Below are 20,882 nucleotides of genomic sequence, written 5' to 3'. Positions count from 1 at the left end.
TTTTATAAATCTCCTGATAGTATTATCAAGCTAATACAAGCCTCTTAGAAAAGGGAAAATCTACAACACCTCCATCTTTTGAATCTGCGCGCGATCGAGACAAGCTTTTAGCTTTTCGGCAAGTACCTCTACATGGGGCGGGAGAACTAAATTCAGATGGTTTCCCGGAATTTGGTGAATCTCAATTCCTCCCATTGCTAGATCGCCCCAGCCAAGGGTTGCATCTTGGGGATTTTTTCCAGTTTGTTTGCTCGTCCGAAATAGGGTAACTTTACCTGGATAAGGCTGCGGCTTGTATTTGAGGAGGGCTGAGTTGTTAGCTTGTATGACTTGAAATAGCCGTCGCGCAGCTGGTTGGAAAAGCTTACTCAGCCTGGACTGGTGGGCGACAACCTTAGCTATACTTCCTGGCTCAACCAAAAAATCCAATGGCTTCGAGGTCTTAGTTGCAATCTGTTGGGTGAGTTGTCGTTCTTCGACAGCAGTCAGAAAATGGTCTACTGTTTCATCCAGATAAGGGCCAAGATTGCGAAGCACGGAATTCAGGAGAAATTTAGCCATCTGGAAGAAATTCTGAGTGCGATTGTCGCAAAAGGCGGGAGTATCAATCAGTGCCAGTAAGACAATGGTCTGTCCTGCTTGCTGTAGCTGTTGGGCCATTTCAAATGCCACCAGCGCCCCAAAAGACCAACCTCCTAAACAATAAGGGCCTTCTGGCTGCACCTGTTGGATACCGTGGATGTACTCAGCAGCAATGTCTTCTATACAATCTTTTGATTTGCTTTCGCCAGTAATCCCCGCAGATTGTAGCCCATAGAAAGGTTGTTCTTGACCCAATAACTCTGCCAGGTCGGAATAAACGGAAGCGACACCCATCACCGGATGAATGCAGAAGAAGGGTAGCTTTTCGCCTTGCTGCTGAGAATTTACTCCAGTCAATTGTCTGAGAATTTGAGCAGCGAGATTTGCAATGGTCACACCTTCTAGAAACTTGACCACAGGAACATTGACTTCTAAATCGACTTCGATTTGATGTTTAATCTCGATCGCAGCCAAGGAATCGAGGCCTAGCTGATGCAAGGGTTGTTGGGGATGGAGTTTTGCCAAGTCAACTTTTAGTCCCCTGGCTAGTTTTGCTTGAATGTAAGACTCTAAGTGCTGTTGTCTTTGTGTGGGAGCGATCGCTAACAGTTCTGCTGCTGTGAGTTTATATTCGCTACCTGTGCCATCCCATTGGGGCAAGATGTCAGCAGCAATGATGTCTAAACTACCTGTTTGAAATCCATTGCGGCAAGCAGTACGGGAAATCTTACCACTCGATGTTTTAGGAATGCTGGCAGTCTTGAGCAGCAACACTGCATAAACTGATAACTCATGAACCTGTGACACCGCTTGCCGAATTGCCGCGATCGCTTCATCTGCATTCAGCTTTCTTAAGTAGGTGCGCTCGATTTCTTGAGCAACGACGATTCTTTCTTCTCCTTCTACCTCAATGGCAAACACTGCTCCACAGCCTTGTCGGAGAGCCGAATAACTTTCCTGCACCGTCAGTTCAATGTCTTGAGGATAGTAATTGCGACCTCGAATCACAATTAAATCCTTGAGTCGCCCGGTAACAAATAATTCACCATTATGCAGAAATCCCAGGTCGCCCGTTCGCAGAAACGAACCCTCATCTGTATCGTTTAAACAGGCATAGAATGTTTCTTGCGTTTCTTGGGGTTTCTGCCAGTATCCTTGAGCAATACTCGCTCCTGTAACCCAAATTTCTCCGACTGTACCATCTGGACATCTCTGGAAAGATTGCGGATTGGCGATCGCAATTGTTTGACCTAACCCCGTCTTACCTTGCCCAACAATCTTGATACTATGCTGCTGTTGCTCTGCACACAGCACAACTTGGTTTTGTTCGAGAGCAGCACTTTCTACATTACACACCGTTGGGTAGCACTCTTTTACCCCCCCGGAAATCAACAATGTGCCTTCAGCCATCCCATAGCAAGGATAAAAAGCTTCTGGGCGAAAACCGTAAGGCTCAAACTTGGTAGCAAATCGCTCTAGGGTCTGGGCACGAACTGGTTCGGCACCATTGAAAGCAACTTTCCAACTGCTCAGGTCAAGACCCACTAATTGTTCTGGCTGAATCTTCTGCACGCACAAATCATAGGCAAAATTCGGCCCGCCGCTAATCGTCGCTTGATAGCAAGAAATTGCTTCTAACCAACGGTATGGCTTCTGCAAAAACGCAACAGGCGACATCAAAATTATTGAGGAACCGACGTAAAGGGGTTGGAGGATGCCGCCGATTAAGCCCATATCATGATAAGGGGGCAGCCAGGATACGCCTAATTCGTTAGGAGTGGTTTGGAAAAACTGATGAATCAGTTCTAAATTGTGCAGTAAGTTGCCATGACTGACCATAACCCCCTTGGGCATCCCGGTTGAGCCAGAGGTGTATTGCAAAAATGCGATCGCATTTGCATCAAGTACGGGTTCGCGCCATAACTCTGCTTGCTGATTAGTGATGGTGTCGGTAGTTAAAATCTGTTTTGTGGTCAGGTCTGGATGGTGGTTAAATTGAGTAGCGATGGTTGTGAGCAGGGAGGTTGTAGTCAGGGCAACACTAGCCTGGGCATCTGCCATAATTGCCATCAGCCTGGAGATCGACTGATTTTGTCGAGGCGGATAAGCAGGAACGGCGATCGTACCAGCATATAAGCAGCCAAAGAAGGCGGTAATGAAATCAAGACCAGGCGGGTAGAGAAGCAGGACACGCTCATGCTTGGCACTGACAGTTTGCAGTTGCACCGCGATCGCTCGTGCCGATAGATCCAGTTCTCGATATGTGAGACTAATTACTTCCTTTTCTCCATCCAGCAAAAAACTATAGGCGAGGCGATCGGGCTGTTGTTCGGCGCGATAACGCGTCAGTTCTACTAAATTTTTGACTGACAAACTAGATGTTAACAATTCATTGAATACCATATTTAGCCCTCTCCAAAACCCGATCTGCTTTTGCTTGTACTCGTCTCAATACCAAACTGAGGCTAAAGTGTTAACTCCTCTATTTCTTCGACAAAATTAGCAATCTGAATAGTTGGTATCAAATTTTTCAAAATTAATTGTTCGTGGCAAGCTTGAGCTAATTCCGCAATGCTAGGACTAGCAATAAACTGTTCGATTGGCAGTTCAATCTTTAAATTGGTGACAATGTGATTTCTCAGACTCACAGCCATCAGAGAATCGATGCCCATACTATTAAGTGGCTTTTGGACATCAACTTGAACAGGCTCACACTCTAAGGCTTGGACAATTTGTGCTTGAATGTAAGTGCTTAATAAATCGGTGCGTTGGCTATTTATCGCTACTGACCATTGCTTTATAATATCAATCTGTTCGGCAATCTTAGAATCAACCACACTAGAGGCTTGGGCTGTATTAGATTCTCCTAATCTATCTTGCCGTGAGGCTTCTGATTCCTGCCAGTAACGCTGTCGTTGCCACGGATAGGACGGCAAACGCACAAAAGAACCACCATGAGGATAAAGAGCATTCCAATCAATGGAATCTTCTAGGGTATAGCGCTCTGCTAAGGAATTCAATATCTGAGCGCGTTCAGTAGCAAAATTTAGAATTTTGAATTGAGGACTTCTCCCCTGCCCCTCTGCTCCCCTGCCCCTCTGCTCCCCCTGTTGCTCTACATAGCCGGAAAACATCGAGGGGCGGCTTTCTTGTGCGAGAAAAGCCATTAAATGCTCGGCGAGTTGTTTTTTGGAATCAACTACCATTGCCAAACGGTGGGAATGATGGCTGCGGCGCAGACTAGTTGTATAGCAAATGTCTGCCAATGAAATTGTCGGGTTATCCTGGGCAGTAAAAAACTCAATATAAGCTTTAGCAAAGGCTTTCAAAGCCTCTGGACTACGAGCTGACATTAAAAACAGTTGTGGTTGGTTAGCGGTCGCAGTATCAATTGGCAAGGATCTTGGCTTACCAATCTCTACACCTTGCAGAATCACATGAACATTCATGCCTCCCAGACCAAAACCATTCACACTGACGATTGGTGGTTGATTATCCTTATTTATTAATGGTTCCAGAGATTGTGCCACGCGCAACCGCAGTTCTTGCCAAGGAATTTTGGGATTGGGGGTTTGAAAATGCAGATTGGCTGGAATCTGACGATGGCTAACCGCTAGCGCTGCTTTAATCAGTCCGCCAATGCCGGCAGCCGCTTCCATGTGTCCAATATTTGTTTTCACAGATCCGATGGCACATTCATTGCCCAAAGCGCGATCGCTGCCGATGACAGCCCCGATCGCTTTGGCTTCAATCTCATCCCCCATCGGCGAACTGGAGCCTTGAGTTTCTACATACTGCACCTGCTGAGGGAGAATTCCTGCCCGCTGATAGGCTTTTTGCATGACTGCCTGCTGCGCCAAAGCTTCGGGGGCTGTAAAACTGCTGCCGCGACCGTTTTGATTGACAGCACTGCTGCGGATCGTTGCATAAATAGCATCACCGTCAGCTAGGGCATGAGATAGCGGCTTTAGAACAACAACCCCCACCCCTTCAGCCCGCACAAAACCATCTGCTGCGGCATCAAAACTCTTGCAACGACCATCCGCAGACAGTAAAAATGCCTTACTCATGGCGATGCTGACTTCTGGTTTGAAGATGACATTGACTCCACCTGCTAGGGCAAGGCTACATTCCCCATTCCAGAGACTAGAGCAAGCAAAGTGAACGGCGACTAATGACGAGGCACAGCCAGCGTCAATCGGTAGACTGGGGCCTGTGAAGTCAAAGCAGTAAGAAATGCGATTTGGTACCAAGTTGAGGTTTGAGCTAACTATGGTATGGGCATTAATCGCATCGCGATCGCGCTCCCCCAATTGAATGTAATTGTAATCCCGGTTAAGTACCCCAATAAAAACCCCGGTATCGCTGCCAGCTAGATGTTCCAGCACTTGTCCCGCATCTTCTAGCGCCTCCCACGTTGTTTCTAACAAGAGTCGTTGTTGGGGGTCAATCCGAGCCGCTTCCGCACCAGAAATCCCAAAGAATTTGGCATCAAACTGGTCTATCTGGTCGAGAAACCCACCCCAACGGCTGTACATTTTACCTGGTTCTACCGGATCGGGATGATAAAATTTGTTGGCGTTCCAGCGATCGCCAGGTATTTCGGTAATTGCATCCCTGCCATTTTGCAACAGGTTCCAGAAGCTACCTGGACTTTGGACACCTCCAGGAAAGCGACAACCAATACCAACGATCGCGATCGGTTCTTGATTCATATCCCACTCACTCGCCGATGAATTTCAGGCAAAAGCTGAACGCCAGATTCAAAATCAATCGCTCTAGCACCCAAGTAAAACACGTACATTGTCGTCAGCCAGTTGGTAAATTCTTGCTTAGAACCTAAGTGTCGCTCCATATTCAGCATAATCCAGCCCATCTGCGACCAAGTTTGGTAACAGGTTGAGCAATCGGGATGTTCGCTGGTGCAGCATGTCCTGGTTGATTTGCCATCAGGATTGTAAGCGCGAAAGTGAAGATTATAGGGTTTACCATTTTGGAATCGGGCTGCATTCTCTGGGCGATTTTTACTAATGCAAGGACAGACATCATAGCCCCAGGTTTCATCGTACATTTGCCCTGTAGTAAATACTTGATTCATGTACGAGGTCATCAAGATGCGATCGGGATAGCGGGCAATCATCCGGTCGATTTCATGACGCACATCTGCAAACCCTTGTTGATTATCATAAACACCTCCTAACCCTGCCTTATCCCCGTAAAAGTTAAACATTACGCAATTACCGTTTTCGACACATTGTTCAACAACCCGTTCAATTTCATGGGCGTTACCAGCGGTCGTTGTGTAGTACCAAAAGGCTCGACGGTCGTCTTTGTAATTTTTGAGAGCCTTGCTGAAAACATCTAACTTGCCTTTTCCCCGCAGCTTTTTATCGGTTTCGCTATCTCCCCAAAGCGAAACACTAATAGCTGTATTTTCAAATCCCTCATAAGGAATTTTGATCATCCCGTTTGTGACAACAATCATCCAAAAATTTTGCGCCAGCTTTCGCAATCGATCCAGCATTAAGGTAGGCTCACCCCCAACTGCCGTAATGTAGTTAGTGCCTCTAGCTTTTTCTTGTGCAATTAAAGCCTCAAACTCAGCATCGTCTTTGGGTGCTGCATTTTGATCTAAGTCATCGGTGAAAAAACAACAACCCTCACACCGCAGATTACATAGATGAGTTAAGTCTACAGAGATTCCTTTAATAGCGCCCGCTTTTCTAATCTGTGCGAACAGGTTATACAGAAAGGGGTCTTCTAAATACTCCATTAAAGGATCTTGTACCTCGGTTTCTATTACTTGAGTAGCCATAGCAATTTATTTCCTTTGCGAAAAACCGAGCAATATAGAAACGAATAGATCCTGAATTACTAGCAATTTACTTTCCTCTGTGCTGAGTCTTGAGTAAGGAAAGTTACTTAGTGTTGATGAACACAGGTATTAGCTTTGACCCTTTTGGGCAGTTTTTTACTCAGCACAGGCTAAACCTTAGCTATCTGCTAACAAAACTCAGCACTCTTGATTCGTCGATGAATTTCTGGCAAAAGTTGCACGCCGGATTCAAAGTCAACCATGCGACACATCAGGTAAAACAGGTATGTCGTAGTCAGCCAGTTAGTAAATTCTTGTTTGGAACCGAGGTGTCGTTCTAGATTGATCATGATCCAACCAACCTGTGCCCAAGTTTGGTAACAGGTTGAGCAATCTTGATTATCACCTGTGCAACAACGCCGAGTTGATTTCAGATCGGGATTGTAAGCGCGATAATGGGGATTATAACGTTTACCATTTTTAATCCGGTTTTGATTAATTTCATGATCTACAGTGAGACTGGTGCAAACTTCATAACCCCAAGTTTCATCGTAAAGTTGCTGTGTGGTAAACACGCTGCTCATGTACGAAGTCATTAAAATTTTGTCAGGGTAGCGGGCGATCGCTTTATCGATTTCACGTCGCACATCTGCAAACCCTAGATTATGATCGTAAACTCCTCCTAAGTCAATGCGATCGCTGTAAAAGTTAAACAAGACGCGATTACCGTTAGCTACGCACTGATCGACAACGCTAGCGATTTCATGGGCATTACCTGGTGTAGTAGTGTAATGCCAAATAGCACGCGGATCGTCTTTGTAATTTTTTAAAGCTTTGCTGAAAACATCAAGTTTACCACCTCCTCGGAGTGTCTTGTCAGTTTCACGATCGCCCCAAAGAGAAATAGCGATCGGCATTGTTTCAAATCCCTCATAAGGGATTTTGATCAGGGCGTTGGTAACAACCATTAACCGAAAATTATGGTAAAGCTTTTGCAATCGCTCTAGCATCAGGCTGGGTTCTCCTCCAACCACTGTAATAAAATTTGTTCCTCTGCTCTTTTCGTGGGCAATAAATGTATCAAATTCAGCTTCATCTTTGGGTGCTTTGAACTGATCCAATTCATCTAAAAAGAAATAACATCCCTGACACCGAAGATTGCACGCATGGGTTAAATCAACTGATATCCCTCTAATTTGTTCAGCTTTTCTGATTTGTTTAAAAAGGTGATTTAAAAACGGATCTTCCAAGTATTCCATTAATGAATCTTGGACATCGGACTCGACAGTTTGAGTAACCATTTTCACCTGCTTTTGGAAAAAGAACGGGGACTGCAATACCGTTTGGTTAACGTGAGTTCGACAGACTTCTTTCTCCCAGCCTCTCTCGCCTTTTAGGAGAGGGAAGAGTAACGAGAAAAGAAAAGTTTTTGCTTTCCTCTCCTGGTAGGAGAGGGGCTGGGGGAGAGGTCAAAATAGCACTTGTCGAACTCACTGGTTAAGGTTTTTTGATGAAAGTTATAGATTACAAAGACGCGATTTATCGCCGTCTATACGAAGGAGCGATCGTTGTTGTAGAGACAGCAATTTATCGCTTCTTGTACCTTAAAACAATATTGACTGGGGAATTTTTATTGCGTAACTTTAACTTCTTGAGAAGCTTCGTCTTTAAACTTGGCGAACAGTTCCACCAAGTCATCGATTGTCTTAAAGCTAGAAACTTCTGTTCGGGGAATTTTTATTTTGAGTTCTCGCATACAAGCAGAAACAATTTCTACGCCGTCAAGACTACTAGCTCCATATTCTCCAATTGTTTTATGTGGATCTATTTCAACATTTTCCAGTCCATCTATGTTGAGCTTGATATGTTTAATTACGACATTTAATACTTGCTCTCGATCCATGATGTCTTGTCTCCTATATTGAAAATTAAAAAACAAAATTTAGGCTAAATAAGCCGCTTCGATGTGTGCTAATGTCCCTGGAACGCCAAAACAGATTTTGTGCATTAGGTGTTCGCGGGACAATGCTGCTTGGAGAGCTTGACGCCGGGGTAGACACAGGGTGTCTTTTACCATCTCCAAAACATGTCTGGGTTTTTCGGCAATTCTCCGTGCCATATCCAAGGCTAAAGTCATAACTTCCTCAGCTGGAACTATGTAGTTAAATAAACCTCGTCCGTTGAGTTCTTTACCTTTGTAGAGCTTGGCGGTGAGGAGCATCTCGCTAGCAAAGTGATGTCCAACCATTGCTGGTAAGACAGATAAGATACCCATTCCGGGGGTAAATCCCAAATCTGTAAAATTAACTCCGTACCGACTGTTTTCGGATGCGATCGCCAGATCGCAGTAGAGTGCTAACGCTAGCCCACCTCCCACAGCATGACCTTGCAAAGCTGCAATAATTGGTACGGGAAAGCTGAGTAGTTGGTTGGGAAGTGATAAATCTTTGACATCTGCATTGCCACTCACAACTTGTTTGATGGTGTCCAAGCTTGCTCCGGCACAGAAGACATCCGATCGCCCACTCAAAATCAAGACTTTCAGGCTCGGTTCTGTCGCTAGATGAGTCAGGGCTGTCATTAATTCATCACATAATTCTTCGCTCAAACGATTTTCGTTTTCAGGGTCATCGATTTGCAGTTGGAAGATACCGTCTTCTAGATTGGCCAGCAAAACTTTAGACATGGGTTTTTCCCCTGTACTTTTGAAACCAAGGTGGCGAGAATCCCTCGGTGAAATTTTGAATTCCTTCTAATACCTCCGGTTGTGCTAACCATGAAACAAGTTGATTTAGGGCAATATTGGTTTGTCGCTGCAAATCTGACCCATAGAGTTGTTCAAAATATTGTTTACTGGCAGCGATCGCTTCGGGAGAAGAACGAAATAGCCGTTGTAGTTGTCGGTTCAAGGTGGTAGCCATGCCTTCAGTCGCCACTTCATCCACTAACCCAAATGCCTTGGCTTCTAGGCTGTCAATACCCCGACTGCTGAGGGTTAAATAATTGAGCTGTGCTATGGTCAGACGACGCAGTAAGAAGGGTGCAATTAGAGCTGGAATCATGCCAATGATGACTTCTGGCAACATAAATATTGCGTTCTCGTTGGCAATAACCAGATCGCAAGCCGCAACTAAACCTAGTCCTCCACCTGTAACATTACCTTCAACACAGGCGATTACAGGCAAGTGAGAATGACAAATTAATAGCAGACAATTTATAAAGGCTTGAAAGAGTTCTATTTGAGGTCTTCCTCCCTGCTGTAATATCCATTCCAAGTCAAGTCCTTTGCAGAAGTCAGTTCCCTCAGCCCGAAGCACGATCGCCCGACAAGATGAATCAGCGATCGCAGCTTGTAATGCTTGACTAAGTTGATTAATTAAAGATGGATTGAGTGTATTACCTGTTTGGGGCTGCACCAAGGCAATCTGGGCAACTCCTGAATCGATTTTATAGCGGATGGCCTCTACTATTAACTCCATTTATATTGCCTATAGTAATTTTCAACATTGCTTAACACAAGTAAACCTTGGCCTCGATAGCGTTTTTCATAGCGTTCATCTAAATAGTTTTCTAAGTTAAAGTCTCGGCGATCGCTATATTTTTCACGGGTCAATTCACTAGCTTCATAATCTGCAACGGATAAACGAAGTCGCTGATTGAGGTGTTCGTCAATGTTGAGCGATCGGACAATTTCAGTTGCAGCCTTTCCAATAGTGGCACTGTAGAATTCTGCTTGGCAGCCACCACCATAAGCAAACAAAGAAATGCGATCGCCCGGATTAAGATCCTTGGCATAATTTAAAAGACTTAACAAACAAATAAAATTGGAACCTCCATAGGAACTACCAATTTGTTGAGCAAAATGTATACTCTCTGCAACTTTTGATTGAAAACTTAACTTAGCAGCCGCTTTGCCTACCGCCTCAAATCGGTTGAGTATGGTGCGATGTGCCTGAAACGTCATTGCTGGAAAGGGCGCATGATAAATGTGTTTTTTGAAATCAGCATCATAGTCTACAGAACCCACGATTTGCTCGTAGTGACTGAATGCTCCCTCCAAAGCATCTAAATAAGAGTAAAGACTCGTTTCGCTTTTGATAACTTCAGTGTTAAAAGTGGGGCGCAGATAGTCAGAAATCTCCTTTGTCCAGTAACCCGCCTTATCCAGTTCAATTTCGAGAATTTGGGGATTGGCGCTAACGAGCATCGCTACTGCACCACCTCCGCAGATAAACTCCTGGTCGGTATTGAGCGTGACGCTGCTGAAGTCCGTGTTAATTACCAATGCCTTTTTCCCAGGTCTTGCCCCTGAAGCTACCCAGGAAGCGGCCATTTTGAATGCCGCAGTGCCACCGTAACAAGCATGTTTCACCTCGAAGTTACGGCAATTAGGAGACAAATTACAAAACCGATGTACCCAGGTCGATAGGGATTTGCCGCAATCAACCGCAGATTCTGTACCGACGATTAGTAGTTCGATATCTTCCAGGTCTTGAGGTGATAAGAGTTGTTTGGCTGCATTCACCGCCAGAGTAATAGCATCTTCATAGACCGGATAAACCGATCGCGTTTTGCACATTAAGCTATCGGCAATGTGCTGGAAGTTTTTACCACGCGCTTCGGCAAGATCGGCAATATCTAGATAGAACTGCCCTGAGTACAGATTGAGTTTTTCGATTCCTATAGGCATAGAATGTTGGCTAATTGCTGACTGGGAACAGTGGGGTATTTTTTATTTGGAAGTCCCTCAAAGAGAGTCAATCAATTTTGGATTTGGGATTTTGGATTTTGAATTGAGGAATTTTTAATCTAAAATCGGCAATCTAAAATCTAAAATTTAAGCGGGGCGGGGCATGAACCAAAAAATCTAAAATCTAAAATCTAAAATTCATTGTCAATCCAACAGCGTTGGCGCTGAAAAGGATAAGTGGGCAGGGCAACTCGTTGTCTGGGAGAATCTCGATGAAATTCTGACCAATTAATGTTTATACCCTTCTCGTATAAAGTAGCTAAGGTGTCGAGCAGCGATCGCCAGTCATCATGCCCTTGTCTTAAAGAAGACAACCAACTAGCAGTGTTTTTAGGTAGACAGCGCTTACCCATACTTGCTAGGGTATCTGTTGGGCCAATTTCCAAGAAAATATTATACCCTGCTTCTGCTAAAGTCTGGATACCTCGATCGAAACGCACGGGCGATCGCAGTTGGGAGCGCCAGTAGTTAGCATCTAGTACCCCTGCCTCGAATTCTCCCGAATGATGAGAGATAAAGGGTAGACAAGGGGGATGAAACTGCATTTTCCTCAAAGTCTGCTCAAAGGCATTTTGAATCGGGTCTACTAAGGGTGAGTGAAACGCGTGGGCAACATTCAACTCGCGAGTCATAATGAAATCCGATTCCAGACGGGCGATCGCTGCTGCAACCGCTTGTCTATCGCCCGCAATCACAGTTTGGCTAGGGCCGTTAAAGGCAGCAATGGCAACAGTATCCTGGTACGATGCGATCGCCTCCTCTACAATCTCTTTAGCTGCAAACACCGCCACCATTTGCCCTTCTCTAGCTTGTGTTGCCATCAGTCGCCCCGGTTCGGCACTCAAGTACAGTCCTTCCTCCAAGCTGAATACACCTGTCACGCAAGCAGCTACATACTCTCCGACGCTATGACCCATCACCGCATCGGGTTCAATGCCCCATGACTGCCACAATTTCACTAAGGCATACTCTACGGCAAATAGAGCAGGTTGGGCGTAGGCAGTTTCATCTAGAAGATGAGGCGCTGAGTTTCTTTCCCCTAATGGATACAGTACTTCCAGCAGTGGCCGATCCAAATAAGAGCGTAAGATGCGATCGCAATCGTCTAAGGCAGCACGGAAAATAGGTTGGCTGTTGTAAAGTTCCCATCCCATACCAATGTATTGCGAACCCTGTCCAGCGAACAGAAATGCAATCTTCGGGCGATTATCTGGCTGTAGCTGTCCTGTCGTCTGTTTGCTAGTGGCGAATGTCCTCAGTTGGGAGATTAAATGAGGTAAATCGCCTGATGAAATGATGGCATAACGATGGTTAAAATGCGATCGACCGATATTAGTTGTGAAACAGATATCAGGAATCGATTGAGCAGCATAGTTTTCTAAACTATCTGCATAACAACTTGCAAGTTCCCTTAACGCTGTCTCAGTTTTTGCCGAAAGCGTCAACAGCGATTTAACCTGCTCCCCTGCCCCCCCTGCTTCCCCTGCTCCCCTGCCCTCCTCTGCTGCTTCCAGTACTACATGAGCATTGGTACCGCCAAAGCCAAAGGAATTAACGCCAGCAAACCGAGGCTTAATATCTATCGGACGATCGATTGTAGGAATTAAGAATGGTGTTGACTTGATGTCAATATGGGGATTGATGGTTTTGAAATGGGGATGAGGGGGAATTTCTCCATGTTGCAAACAGAGAACAGTTTTGATGAATGCGGCAATCCCACCAGCAGCTTCTAGATTGCCAATATTAGTTTTCACAGAACCTAGTCCGCAGGGTTGGTCGAGGTTTCGCCCCTGTCCTAGCACCCCGAAGATTGCTTGTAGCTCGATGGCATCACCCATTGGAGTACCCGTACCATGTGCCTCAACATAATCAATTTCATGCGATGCCACCTTCGCATTTGCCAATGCTTGCTGAATCACTGCTTGTTGAGCCAACCCATTTGGTGCAGTTAGGCCAACACTGCGACCGTTATGATTTACGGCGGTTCCCCGCAGTAAGGCTAAAATGCGATCGCCATCTTTGACTGCATCTGAAAAACGCTTCAGGATAACTACCCCACATCCTTCTCCTCGGACGTAGCCATCGGCTGTAGCATCAAAGCTTTTGCAACGTCCATCAGATGACATCATGCCAGCCTGGGAAAAGGTAATATTCACCTCCGGTAACAACATAATATTCACGCCGCCCACCAATGCCAGATTTGACTCTTGATGCCGCAGACTTTGGCAAGCGGTATGAATGGCAACCAGGGACGACGAACAAGCAGTATCGATTGTGACACTAGGGCCTCGCGCATCCAAAAAATAAGACAGGCGATTTGCCGCCATACTGTTGGCAATACCGGTGCCGGCTCTCGTGGGAATTGCGGTCATGGCTTTGTAATAATCACAAGTGGCAATTCCCACAAATACGCCAGTCTGAGAACCAGCCAGTTGTAAGGGGTCGTATCCAGCGTTTTCTAATGCCTCCCAACTGACTTCTAATAGCAAGCGTTGTTGGGGGTCAATGGTAGCTGCTTCGCTCGTGGAAATTCCGAAAAAGCCGGGATCGAATTGATTGATGCTTACTAAAAAGCCGCCCCAACGGGTGTTAGTTTTGTCATAACTACTTAAATCGGGATCGTAGTAAGCATCTACATCCCAGCGATCGCTAGGGACTTCGGCGATCGCATCTCCACCATTTTTGCACAGCAGCCATAACTCCTCTGGAGAGTTAACTCCTCCAGGAAAGCGGCAACCAATACCGATGACTGCAATGGGTTCAGTTGCAGCATCTTCGAGGGTATTCAGCTTTGCTTGGAGGGCTGATAGCTCCAGCAATGCATTCTGCATCAATTGTCCATAATCTCTGGTTTCTGAAGGACGACTCATAGCAGTTTTCCCTCTCTGATTGATGCTAGTTTTGCAGCCAGCAAATCTGCAATTTCGTCAAGCGATTGCTTTGGCGATGACAATCTCGCTCTCTTTTCTAATGATGATTCTTCCAGTAAAACTTGTTGCTGGACACTCTCTGAGTTAGAGTTAGCCTCCTGGGCTGATGCTTGTGGATCTAACGACAACACTTGCGTTTCCAGATGATTCGCCAGCGCTGCCACCGTCGGATAATCAAATAATGTGGTTGGGGAAAGTGAACAGCCTAAACTATTTTGCAATTGGTCTTTCAACTCCGTAGCAGTTAATGAATCCATCCCTAATTCAAAGAACCCTTGCTGTAAACCGATGGACTGGGGTTGCTTTAAGCCTAAAACTTTGGCTACTAATAAGCGGACATGAGTAATTAATTCCTCCTGTCGCACTCGTGGAGGCTTGGTTACTAGCGATTGGAGAAATGTTGATTGTGGCGTGTTGATGGTGGTAGCAATGAGCGATGGAAGATGATTGTGGTTAACTGGGTTATTGGTACTGATGCTCTGAGCCAGAATAACAACCTGTTGGAACGAATCGCCGATCGCCTCGCAATCAGGCGCAAGATGCACAGCCCCTTGAAACCCACAATCAGACAACAATTCCAGCCAGTCAGTCACCGCTAACAAAGGGTAGAATGGTCGCAGCTCGTAGTCTGAGAATTTCCACCACCCTGGCGTTAATCCAAAGACCAAATCTAACCAGCGTCGGGGACTTGTTCCCTCCAGCAACACTAATAATCCTCCCGGTGCTAACAGGCTGCGAACATGACGTAAGGTTTGCTGTAAATCCTCAGTTGCATGCAGGACGTTTGCTGCCACAATGATGTCGTATTGATGGTTAGAAAATCCCTGAGATTGGGGGTCTTGTTCAATATCTAAAGACTGATAGCGGATAAATGGGTAATCCCGAAATTTCTCTTGAGCCTTGGCAGTGAACCACGTTCCTAAGTCTGTGAAGACATATTCCGTTCGCTCTGCTGGAAGATGAGGTAGAAGGTAAGCAGTTGTTCCGCCGGTTCCGGCTCCAATTTCCAAAATGCTGACTGTAGCAGTGGAAATCGCGGTTGAGATTGCCTTTTGGACTAGGGCGTTCATTACCTTTGCGCCAGGGGAATCCTGGTAAAGCTGGGTTAATGCTGTCAAATCGCCTTGGGGAAATAGCAACTCTAGGGGGCGAGTTTCACCTCGGAGTACTTGAGCCAGGTGCGAACCGCAACGCTCTAGCAGTGTCAGTTCTGCATTTGCTTGGGGATATTGCGATCGCAAATTATCCAGTTGCGCTTCTGGTGTCGGTAACTCTAGTATTCGAGTTACTTCCCACTGATTACCAATTCGCTGAAGAATTCCTTCTTCAACCAGCATTTCCAACAGGCGCAGTGCGAGTTTCTGATGTTGCTCGATGACTCCTAGTTTGGTGAGTTGGGGGATGGAATAGCGATCGCCTAGCTGCAAATTCCACCCCATCTGCCGGAATGCCGCCACTACATAAAGGATACTCAGTGATTCCAAAGTACTTAGGGCTTCCCCATAGTGTTTGAGACTAAGTTGGGCTGTCAATTCAGCCAACTGGGGCACGAGCAAACGCTTGATTTCTGCTGGCGAACAGAGTGATTCTCTAGCAGTCACGCTACTAGATGCAGTTTCCATCCAGAAACGCGATCGCTCAAAGGGATAATTGGGCAACACTACCCGACGATGTTGAGAGCCATGATGGAAGCCTACCCAATCGACTGATATTCCACATTCATACAAAGTTGCCAAACTGGACAACATCTGCTGTGAATTTGATTCCTTTTTGAGGCTGGGAAGCCAGACATAATCGTTACTCAGTAAGCACTGGCGACCCATCCCCAACAAAATCGGTTGCGGCCCTACTTCCAAATACGCTAAGGCTCCCAGTTCTGCTAGAGTTGCCATTCCATCAGCAAACCGGACTGGCTGCATCACATGTTTTACCCAATATTCAGGCGTGGCGATCTCTGCTTTTGCCAGTTGACCTGTGAGATTAGAAATAAAGCGAATATCGGGGTTTGGCAAACAATAGTTTACTTGCTGGACAATTTGTTCAAACTCCGCCAACATCGGTTGCATCAACGGCGAATGAAAAGCATGGGAAACCTCAAGTGCTTTTGTCTTCACTCCCTTTGCTTCTAACCTGGCCACAGCCGATGTCATAGATTCAGATCCACCTGAGACGATCAGATGTGCGCCGTTAATTGCGGCGATCGCCAAATCTGAATAGTCATCAATAATACTCGATACTTCTTGCGACTGGGCAAACACCGCTACCATTGCTCCCACAGACGGTAACGCTTGCATCAGTCTTCCTCGTGCGGCAATCAACTTCAGTCCATCTTCCAGACTGAACACTCCTGCTACACAAGCGGCAACATACTCGCCGATACTGTGTCCCATCACCACACTTGGTTTGATTCCCCAAGACTGCCATAGCTGGGACAATGCATATTCCAATGCAAATAAAGCAGGTTGAGTATAAGCAGTTTCATTAATAGAGGCTTGAGTTGAGTTGTCTAACTCACTACTTGGATATAGAACCTCTAACAAAGGTTGATTTAAGTATGGCTGCAAAATTTCAGCACAGCGTTCTATGGCTTGCCGGAAAACGGGTTGCGTGTTGTAAAGTTCCCACCCCATGCCGATATATTGCGAACCTTGACCAGTGAACAGGAAAGCAACTCCCTGACAACGATCGCCTGTTTTAGAAGGTGGTGAATTATAAATGAACGCTGCTAGTTGCTCGCAAAATTCCTCAGATGATTCTGCAACCAGAGCTAGTCGATGGTGAAAATGCGATCGCCCGACATTGCTCGTATAACAAATATCCCCCAGAGCTACTTCTGAATGAAACTCCAAAAATGCCACATACCGCCGAGCTAATTCCCGTAACGCTATTTCACTTTTTGCCGAAATTGTCAACAGGGATTTTGGATTGTCATCAGCATCATCCAATCTAAAATCTAAAATCGGCAATCTAAAATCGGAGGGTGCTTCCTCCAAAACAACATGGGCATTCGTACCGCCGAAGCCAAAGGAACTTACTCCTGCAAAACGTTGCTCCCCAACACCAGACCACTTCTGAGTCTCACGGGGAATTGAAAAAGGCGTGTCTTGGATGGTAATTTTCGGATTTAACTGCTGGAGATGAAGCGTACCGGGAATTTCTTGATGTTGCAAAGCCAGTACAACTTTAATTAACCCTGCAATTCCGGCTGCTGATTCTAAATGACCGATATTAGTCTTCACGGAACCGATCGCACAAGGTTGCTTTGGGGAACGACCTGATATCAGCACTGATTGCAACGAATTAACTTCAATCGGGTCGCCCAAGGCTGTACCTGTCCCGTGAGCTTCCACATAGCTAATGGCTGCGGGTGCGATTCCAGCATTAACAAGCGCCTGATGGATAACGGCTTGTTGGGCAATTCCTCTAGGAGCAGTCAGCCCATTGCTGTGACCATCCTGATTGACTGCCGAGCCGCGAATCAGCGCCAGGATATTATCTCCATCTTCGATCGCATCAGTCAAACGCTTCAGCACTACGATTCCACAACCTTCTCCCCGGACATAACCATCTGCATCCGCATCAAAGGTTTTACAACGACCATCCCCCGACATGAATCTTGCTTGGGAGAGGGCGATTGTCATTTGGGGGGTGAGAATTAAATTAACACCACCTGCCAAAGCCAAGTCACATTCGCCTAAACGTAAACTTTGACAAGCCTGGTGAACTGCAACCAAAGATGAAGAACAGGCAGTATCGACAGCCCAACTGGGGCCGTGCCAATCGAGCTGATAGGATAGGCGGTTAGCAGCAATGCTTAGAGCATTACCTGTACTGGCATAGACATCAATATCAGACAACCGATCGAACTGGAATCGAGCATAGTCATTGGTACTGATGCCGATAAATACACCACTGTTGCTGCCTGTCAAGCGATCGCTTGCTAATCCAGCATTTTCTAGTGCCTGCCAACTCACTTCTAGTAACAGCCTTTGCTGCGGGTCCATCCGCTCGGCTTCACGAGGAGAAATGCCAAAAAACTGGGGGTCGAATTGGTCAACTTGCTCGATAAATCCACCCCAACGAGTACTCATTTTCCCTGGTTGGGCGGGGATGGGGTTATAGAAAAGATGAGAATCCCAACGATTGACGGGAATTTGCTCGATGGCACTTTTACCATTTCGTAGTAATTGCCAAAAGGCTTCTGGATTATTAGCTCCGGGAAAGCGGCAATCAAGACCAATAATCGCGATCGCCTCGACAGATTTGAGGTTTTGTCTGGGTTGTGGAGATTCTCGCCGTTGGGATATTTCTGTGAGATAGGCTGATAGAGTTGCGATCGTCGGGTAATCGTAAGCCAAAGTAGGCAACAACTGACAACCTAACCAATCTTCTAAATCTGCTGACAGGCTGACTGCGGCAATAGAATCCAACCCATAATAAGCAAATGATTCACGCGGATCTATAGATTGGGGTGCAATGTTTTGTCGTTGAGCAATCTTATTTACCAACCAGTCTTGAATTTCCGCCGCTCCCTTGTCTCCTGACTTGCGACTTCTCAACTCCCCCTGCTCCCTGCTCCCTGCTCCCCGGTCACTGAGCGTAGTCGAAGTGCTGCTCCCCTGCTCCCCTGCCTTCCTCCACTGTCCCACCACTTCCAAAGTTCCCGCCAAAAATCCTGCACGGGTGGCGTAGCGCTGAATCTTCCCACTGGAAGTCTTAGGGATACTGGCTGGCTTCAACAGCAAGACGGCATGAACTTCTAACTCGTGCTGTGTTGTGACTGCTTGTCGGATAGAGCCAATTACCTCACTTGCATCAAGCTTCCGCACAGCAGTTCGCTCGACTTCACACGCCACAACGAGGTGTTCTTCACCGTCTATCTCGATAGTAAATGCGGCTACTCCCTGCGTTCCCAAAGCCGAATGACTATTTGTAACTGTGAGTTCAATATCTTGAGGATAATGATTGTGTCCTCGAATAATAATTAAATCCTTGAGTCTTCCGGTGATAAATAGCTCGCCGTCTTGTAAAAAGCCTAAATCTCCTGTACGCAGAAACGGGCCTTCCCCTGTATCTGCTAAATAAGCTGCAAATGTATGTTTTGTTTCCTCATATCGCTGCCAATAGCCTTGGGTGATACTCGCTCCCGCTACCCAAATCTCGCCGACTTCATCCGGTAAACATCGTCTCAATAATTCAGGATGAGCGATCGCAATTTGGGTATCGCCCTGTTCACTCTTGCCACATCCAACTAAAAGCCGCGTCTTGGAATCCTCTGCTGTTGCCAGCATTACCCGATTTTGTGCCAGTGCGGTTGTCTCTAGCTCGATCGTTATTGGTTGAGTTTGTGCCTCTACAGTAGTCACTTTCAGCGTCGCCTCAGCTAGCCCGTATGCTGGACAAAAAGCTGTTTCTTGAAACCCACAACAAGCAAATGCTTTGGCAAACCGTTGGAGTGTTTCCGCTTTGACCGGCTCGGCACCATTAGAAGCAACCTGCCAAGAACTGAGATTTAGGCTAGCACGTTGTTCTGCGGTAATCTTCCTAACGCATAATTCATAAGCAAAGTTGGGTGCGCTGCTGTGGGTTGCCTGATAGCGGGAAATAGCTTGCAGCCAGCGAATCGGACGCCCAATAAAGGACACCGGCGCCATGATATAGCAAGGAAAGCCGTAGTACAAAGGTTGGAGTACTCCATAAATTAGCCCCATATCATGAAAGAACGGAATCCACGTTACCATCACGCTCTTAGCTGTGTGATTCCAACCTTGGTCGATGTAGGCTAAATTGTGCAGTAGATTGCTGTGGCTAACCATGACTCCTTTAGGCATTCCCGTAGAACCGGAGGTGTATTGCAGGAACGCTAAAGTATTTCCATTGATATTAGGTGCTTGCCATTCGTGTGCGATTGCCTCAGAAATCGCATCGCTGGCCAAGACTTTTAAAGATGCTAGTTCTGGATTGTCTGCAAAGTAGTTCTTTACGATTGGCAATAGTGCTGTTGTTGTCAGGATGGCAGTTGCTTGGGCGTCGGAAACGATCGCACCCAACCTAGCAATTGACTGATTTTGCCGAGGGGGATAGGCAGGAATCGCGATCGTACCAGCATATAAGCAGCCGAAAAAGGCAGTAATAAATTCTAAACCAGGTGGGTAGAGCAGGAGTACGCGATCGCCTGGCTTTGCAAATGTTTGCAAGTAGGTAGCGATCGCCCTTGCCTCTCGATCCAATGCTCCATACGTGAGTCTACTTCCTTCAGATTCACCATCTACCAAAAAGGTATAGCCTAGCGTCTGAGGTTGCCCAATAGCTCTGTAGCGCAATACGTCTACTAGCGTCTGACTAGTATGTTGTTTTTCCATGCACGGCTACTCCTAAAACCTGGAAATTGTTCAGAACGCTAATCTCTGGCAAATTGACAAGCAAAGTCAACATCTGCGAGTAAATAGACCTCTTCTCTTGCAAAAGTCTCTAACACCCCACCCCGAACCCCTCCCCGCTCTTCGGGAGGGGAGACAAAGCGTAGCTTTGGCGGGGTGGGGTTCTTTCTTATTTTTGATTTATGCAAGAGGTCTAATCAAGGTATTAAAAATTTATCAGACTGATGAAGCCATCAGTTTGACAAATTTTGGTGTTCTCCAAAAAATCTTAGTGTTCTCCGAGAAAATCTTGGTATTGTTTAGAATACCAAGATTTCACTCTTCATGCATAAATTTTATAAATTCTCAACTATTTAAGGGATGACTTTTATATCAAAATAATTTAATAGTTATCGCAGGAGAATTGTGGAATTTCTATTTAAATT

10 protein-coding genes are annotated in these 20,882 nt (G+C 46.0%); all 10 read right to left on the bottom strand.

Going from position 1 to position 20,882, the window contains the following annotated elements; genetic code table 11:
• Nucleotides 1-60 precede the first annotated feature (60 nt).
• Complete coding sequence (locus RM049_RS21345; RefSeq protein ID WP_322705589.1) at nucleotides 61-2,985, bottom strand: AMP-binding protein; 2,925 nt, start codon at nucleotides 2,983-2,985, stop codon at nucleotides 61-63.
• 62 nt (nucleotides 2,986-3,047) lie between these two features.
• On the bottom strand, nucleotides 3,048-5,297 hold the full coding sequence (locus RM049_RS21340) for a type I polyketide synthase (protein ID WP_322705588.1): 2,250 nt from the start codon (nucleotides 5,295-5,297) through the stop codon (nucleotides 3,048-3,050).
• Nucleotides 5,294-6,397 (bottom strand): hypothetical protein, encoded by a 1,104-nt coding sequence (locus RM049_RS21335; RefSeq protein ID WP_322705587.1) that lies wholly within the window; start codon nucleotides 6,395-6,397, stop codon nucleotides 5,294-5,296. Before RM049_RS21335 ends, RM049_RS21340 begins: the two co-directional genes overlap by 4 nt.
• 188 nt (nucleotides 6,398-6,585) lie before the next feature.
• A complete protein-coding gene (locus RM049_RS21330) occupies nucleotides 6,586-7,698 on the bottom strand; it encodes a radical SAM protein (protein ID WP_322705586.1) in 1,113 nt (370 codons plus the stop codon).
• Between the two features lie 329 nt (nucleotides 7,699-8,027).
• Entirely contained in the window at nucleotides 8,028-8,300 is a 273-nt protein-coding gene (locus tag RM049_RS21325; RefSeq protein ID WP_322686938.1) for a phosphopantetheine-binding protein, read from the bottom strand.
• A gap of 39 nt (nucleotides 8,301-8,339) precedes the next feature.
• The gene (locus RM049_RS21320) at nucleotides 8,340-9,083 is read right to left on the bottom strand and encodes a polyketide synthase (protein ID WP_322705585.1); all 744 of its coding nucleotides are present in this window, start codon (nucleotides 9,081-9,083) and stop codon (nucleotides 8,340-8,342) included.
• On the bottom strand, nucleotides 9,076-9,876 hold the full coding sequence (locus tag RM049_RS21315) for an enoyl-CoA hydratase/isomerase family protein (protein WP_322705584.1): 801 nt from the start codon (nucleotides 9,874-9,876) through the stop codon (nucleotides 9,076-9,078). The genes RM049_RS21320 and RM049_RS21315 overlap by 8 nt, the downstream gene beginning before the upstream one ends.
• A complete protein-coding gene (locus RM049_RS21310; RefSeq protein WP_322705583.1) occupies nucleotides 9,867-11,087 on the bottom strand; it encodes a hydroxymethylglutaryl-CoA synthase family protein in 1,221 nt (406 codons plus the stop codon). Before RM049_RS21310 ends, RM049_RS21315 begins: the two co-directional genes overlap by 10 nt.
• Before the next feature lie 191 nt (nucleotides 11,088-11,278).
• Nucleotides 11,279-14,017, bottom strand: a complete 2,739-nt coding sequence (locus tag RM049_RS21305) for a type I polyketide synthase (protein WP_322705582.1) — start codon at nucleotides 14,015-14,017, stop codon at nucleotides 11,279-11,281.
• Complete coding sequence (locus RM049_RS21300) at nucleotides 14,014-20,439, bottom strand: polyketide synthase (protein ID WP_322705581.1); 6,426 nt, start codon at nucleotides 20,437-20,439, stop codon at nucleotides 14,014-14,016. Before RM049_RS21300 ends, RM049_RS21305 begins: the two co-directional genes overlap by 4 nt.
• Nucleotides 20,440-20,882 lie beyond the last annotated feature (443 nt).

This window comes from Nostoc sp. DedQUE04 (genome assembly GCF_034530995.1).
Taxonomy (GTDB): domain Bacteria; phylum Cyanobacteriota; class Cyanobacteriia; order Cyanobacteriales; family Nostocaceae; genus Nostoc.
This window is presented reverse-complemented; position numbering and strand designations above follow the sequence as displayed.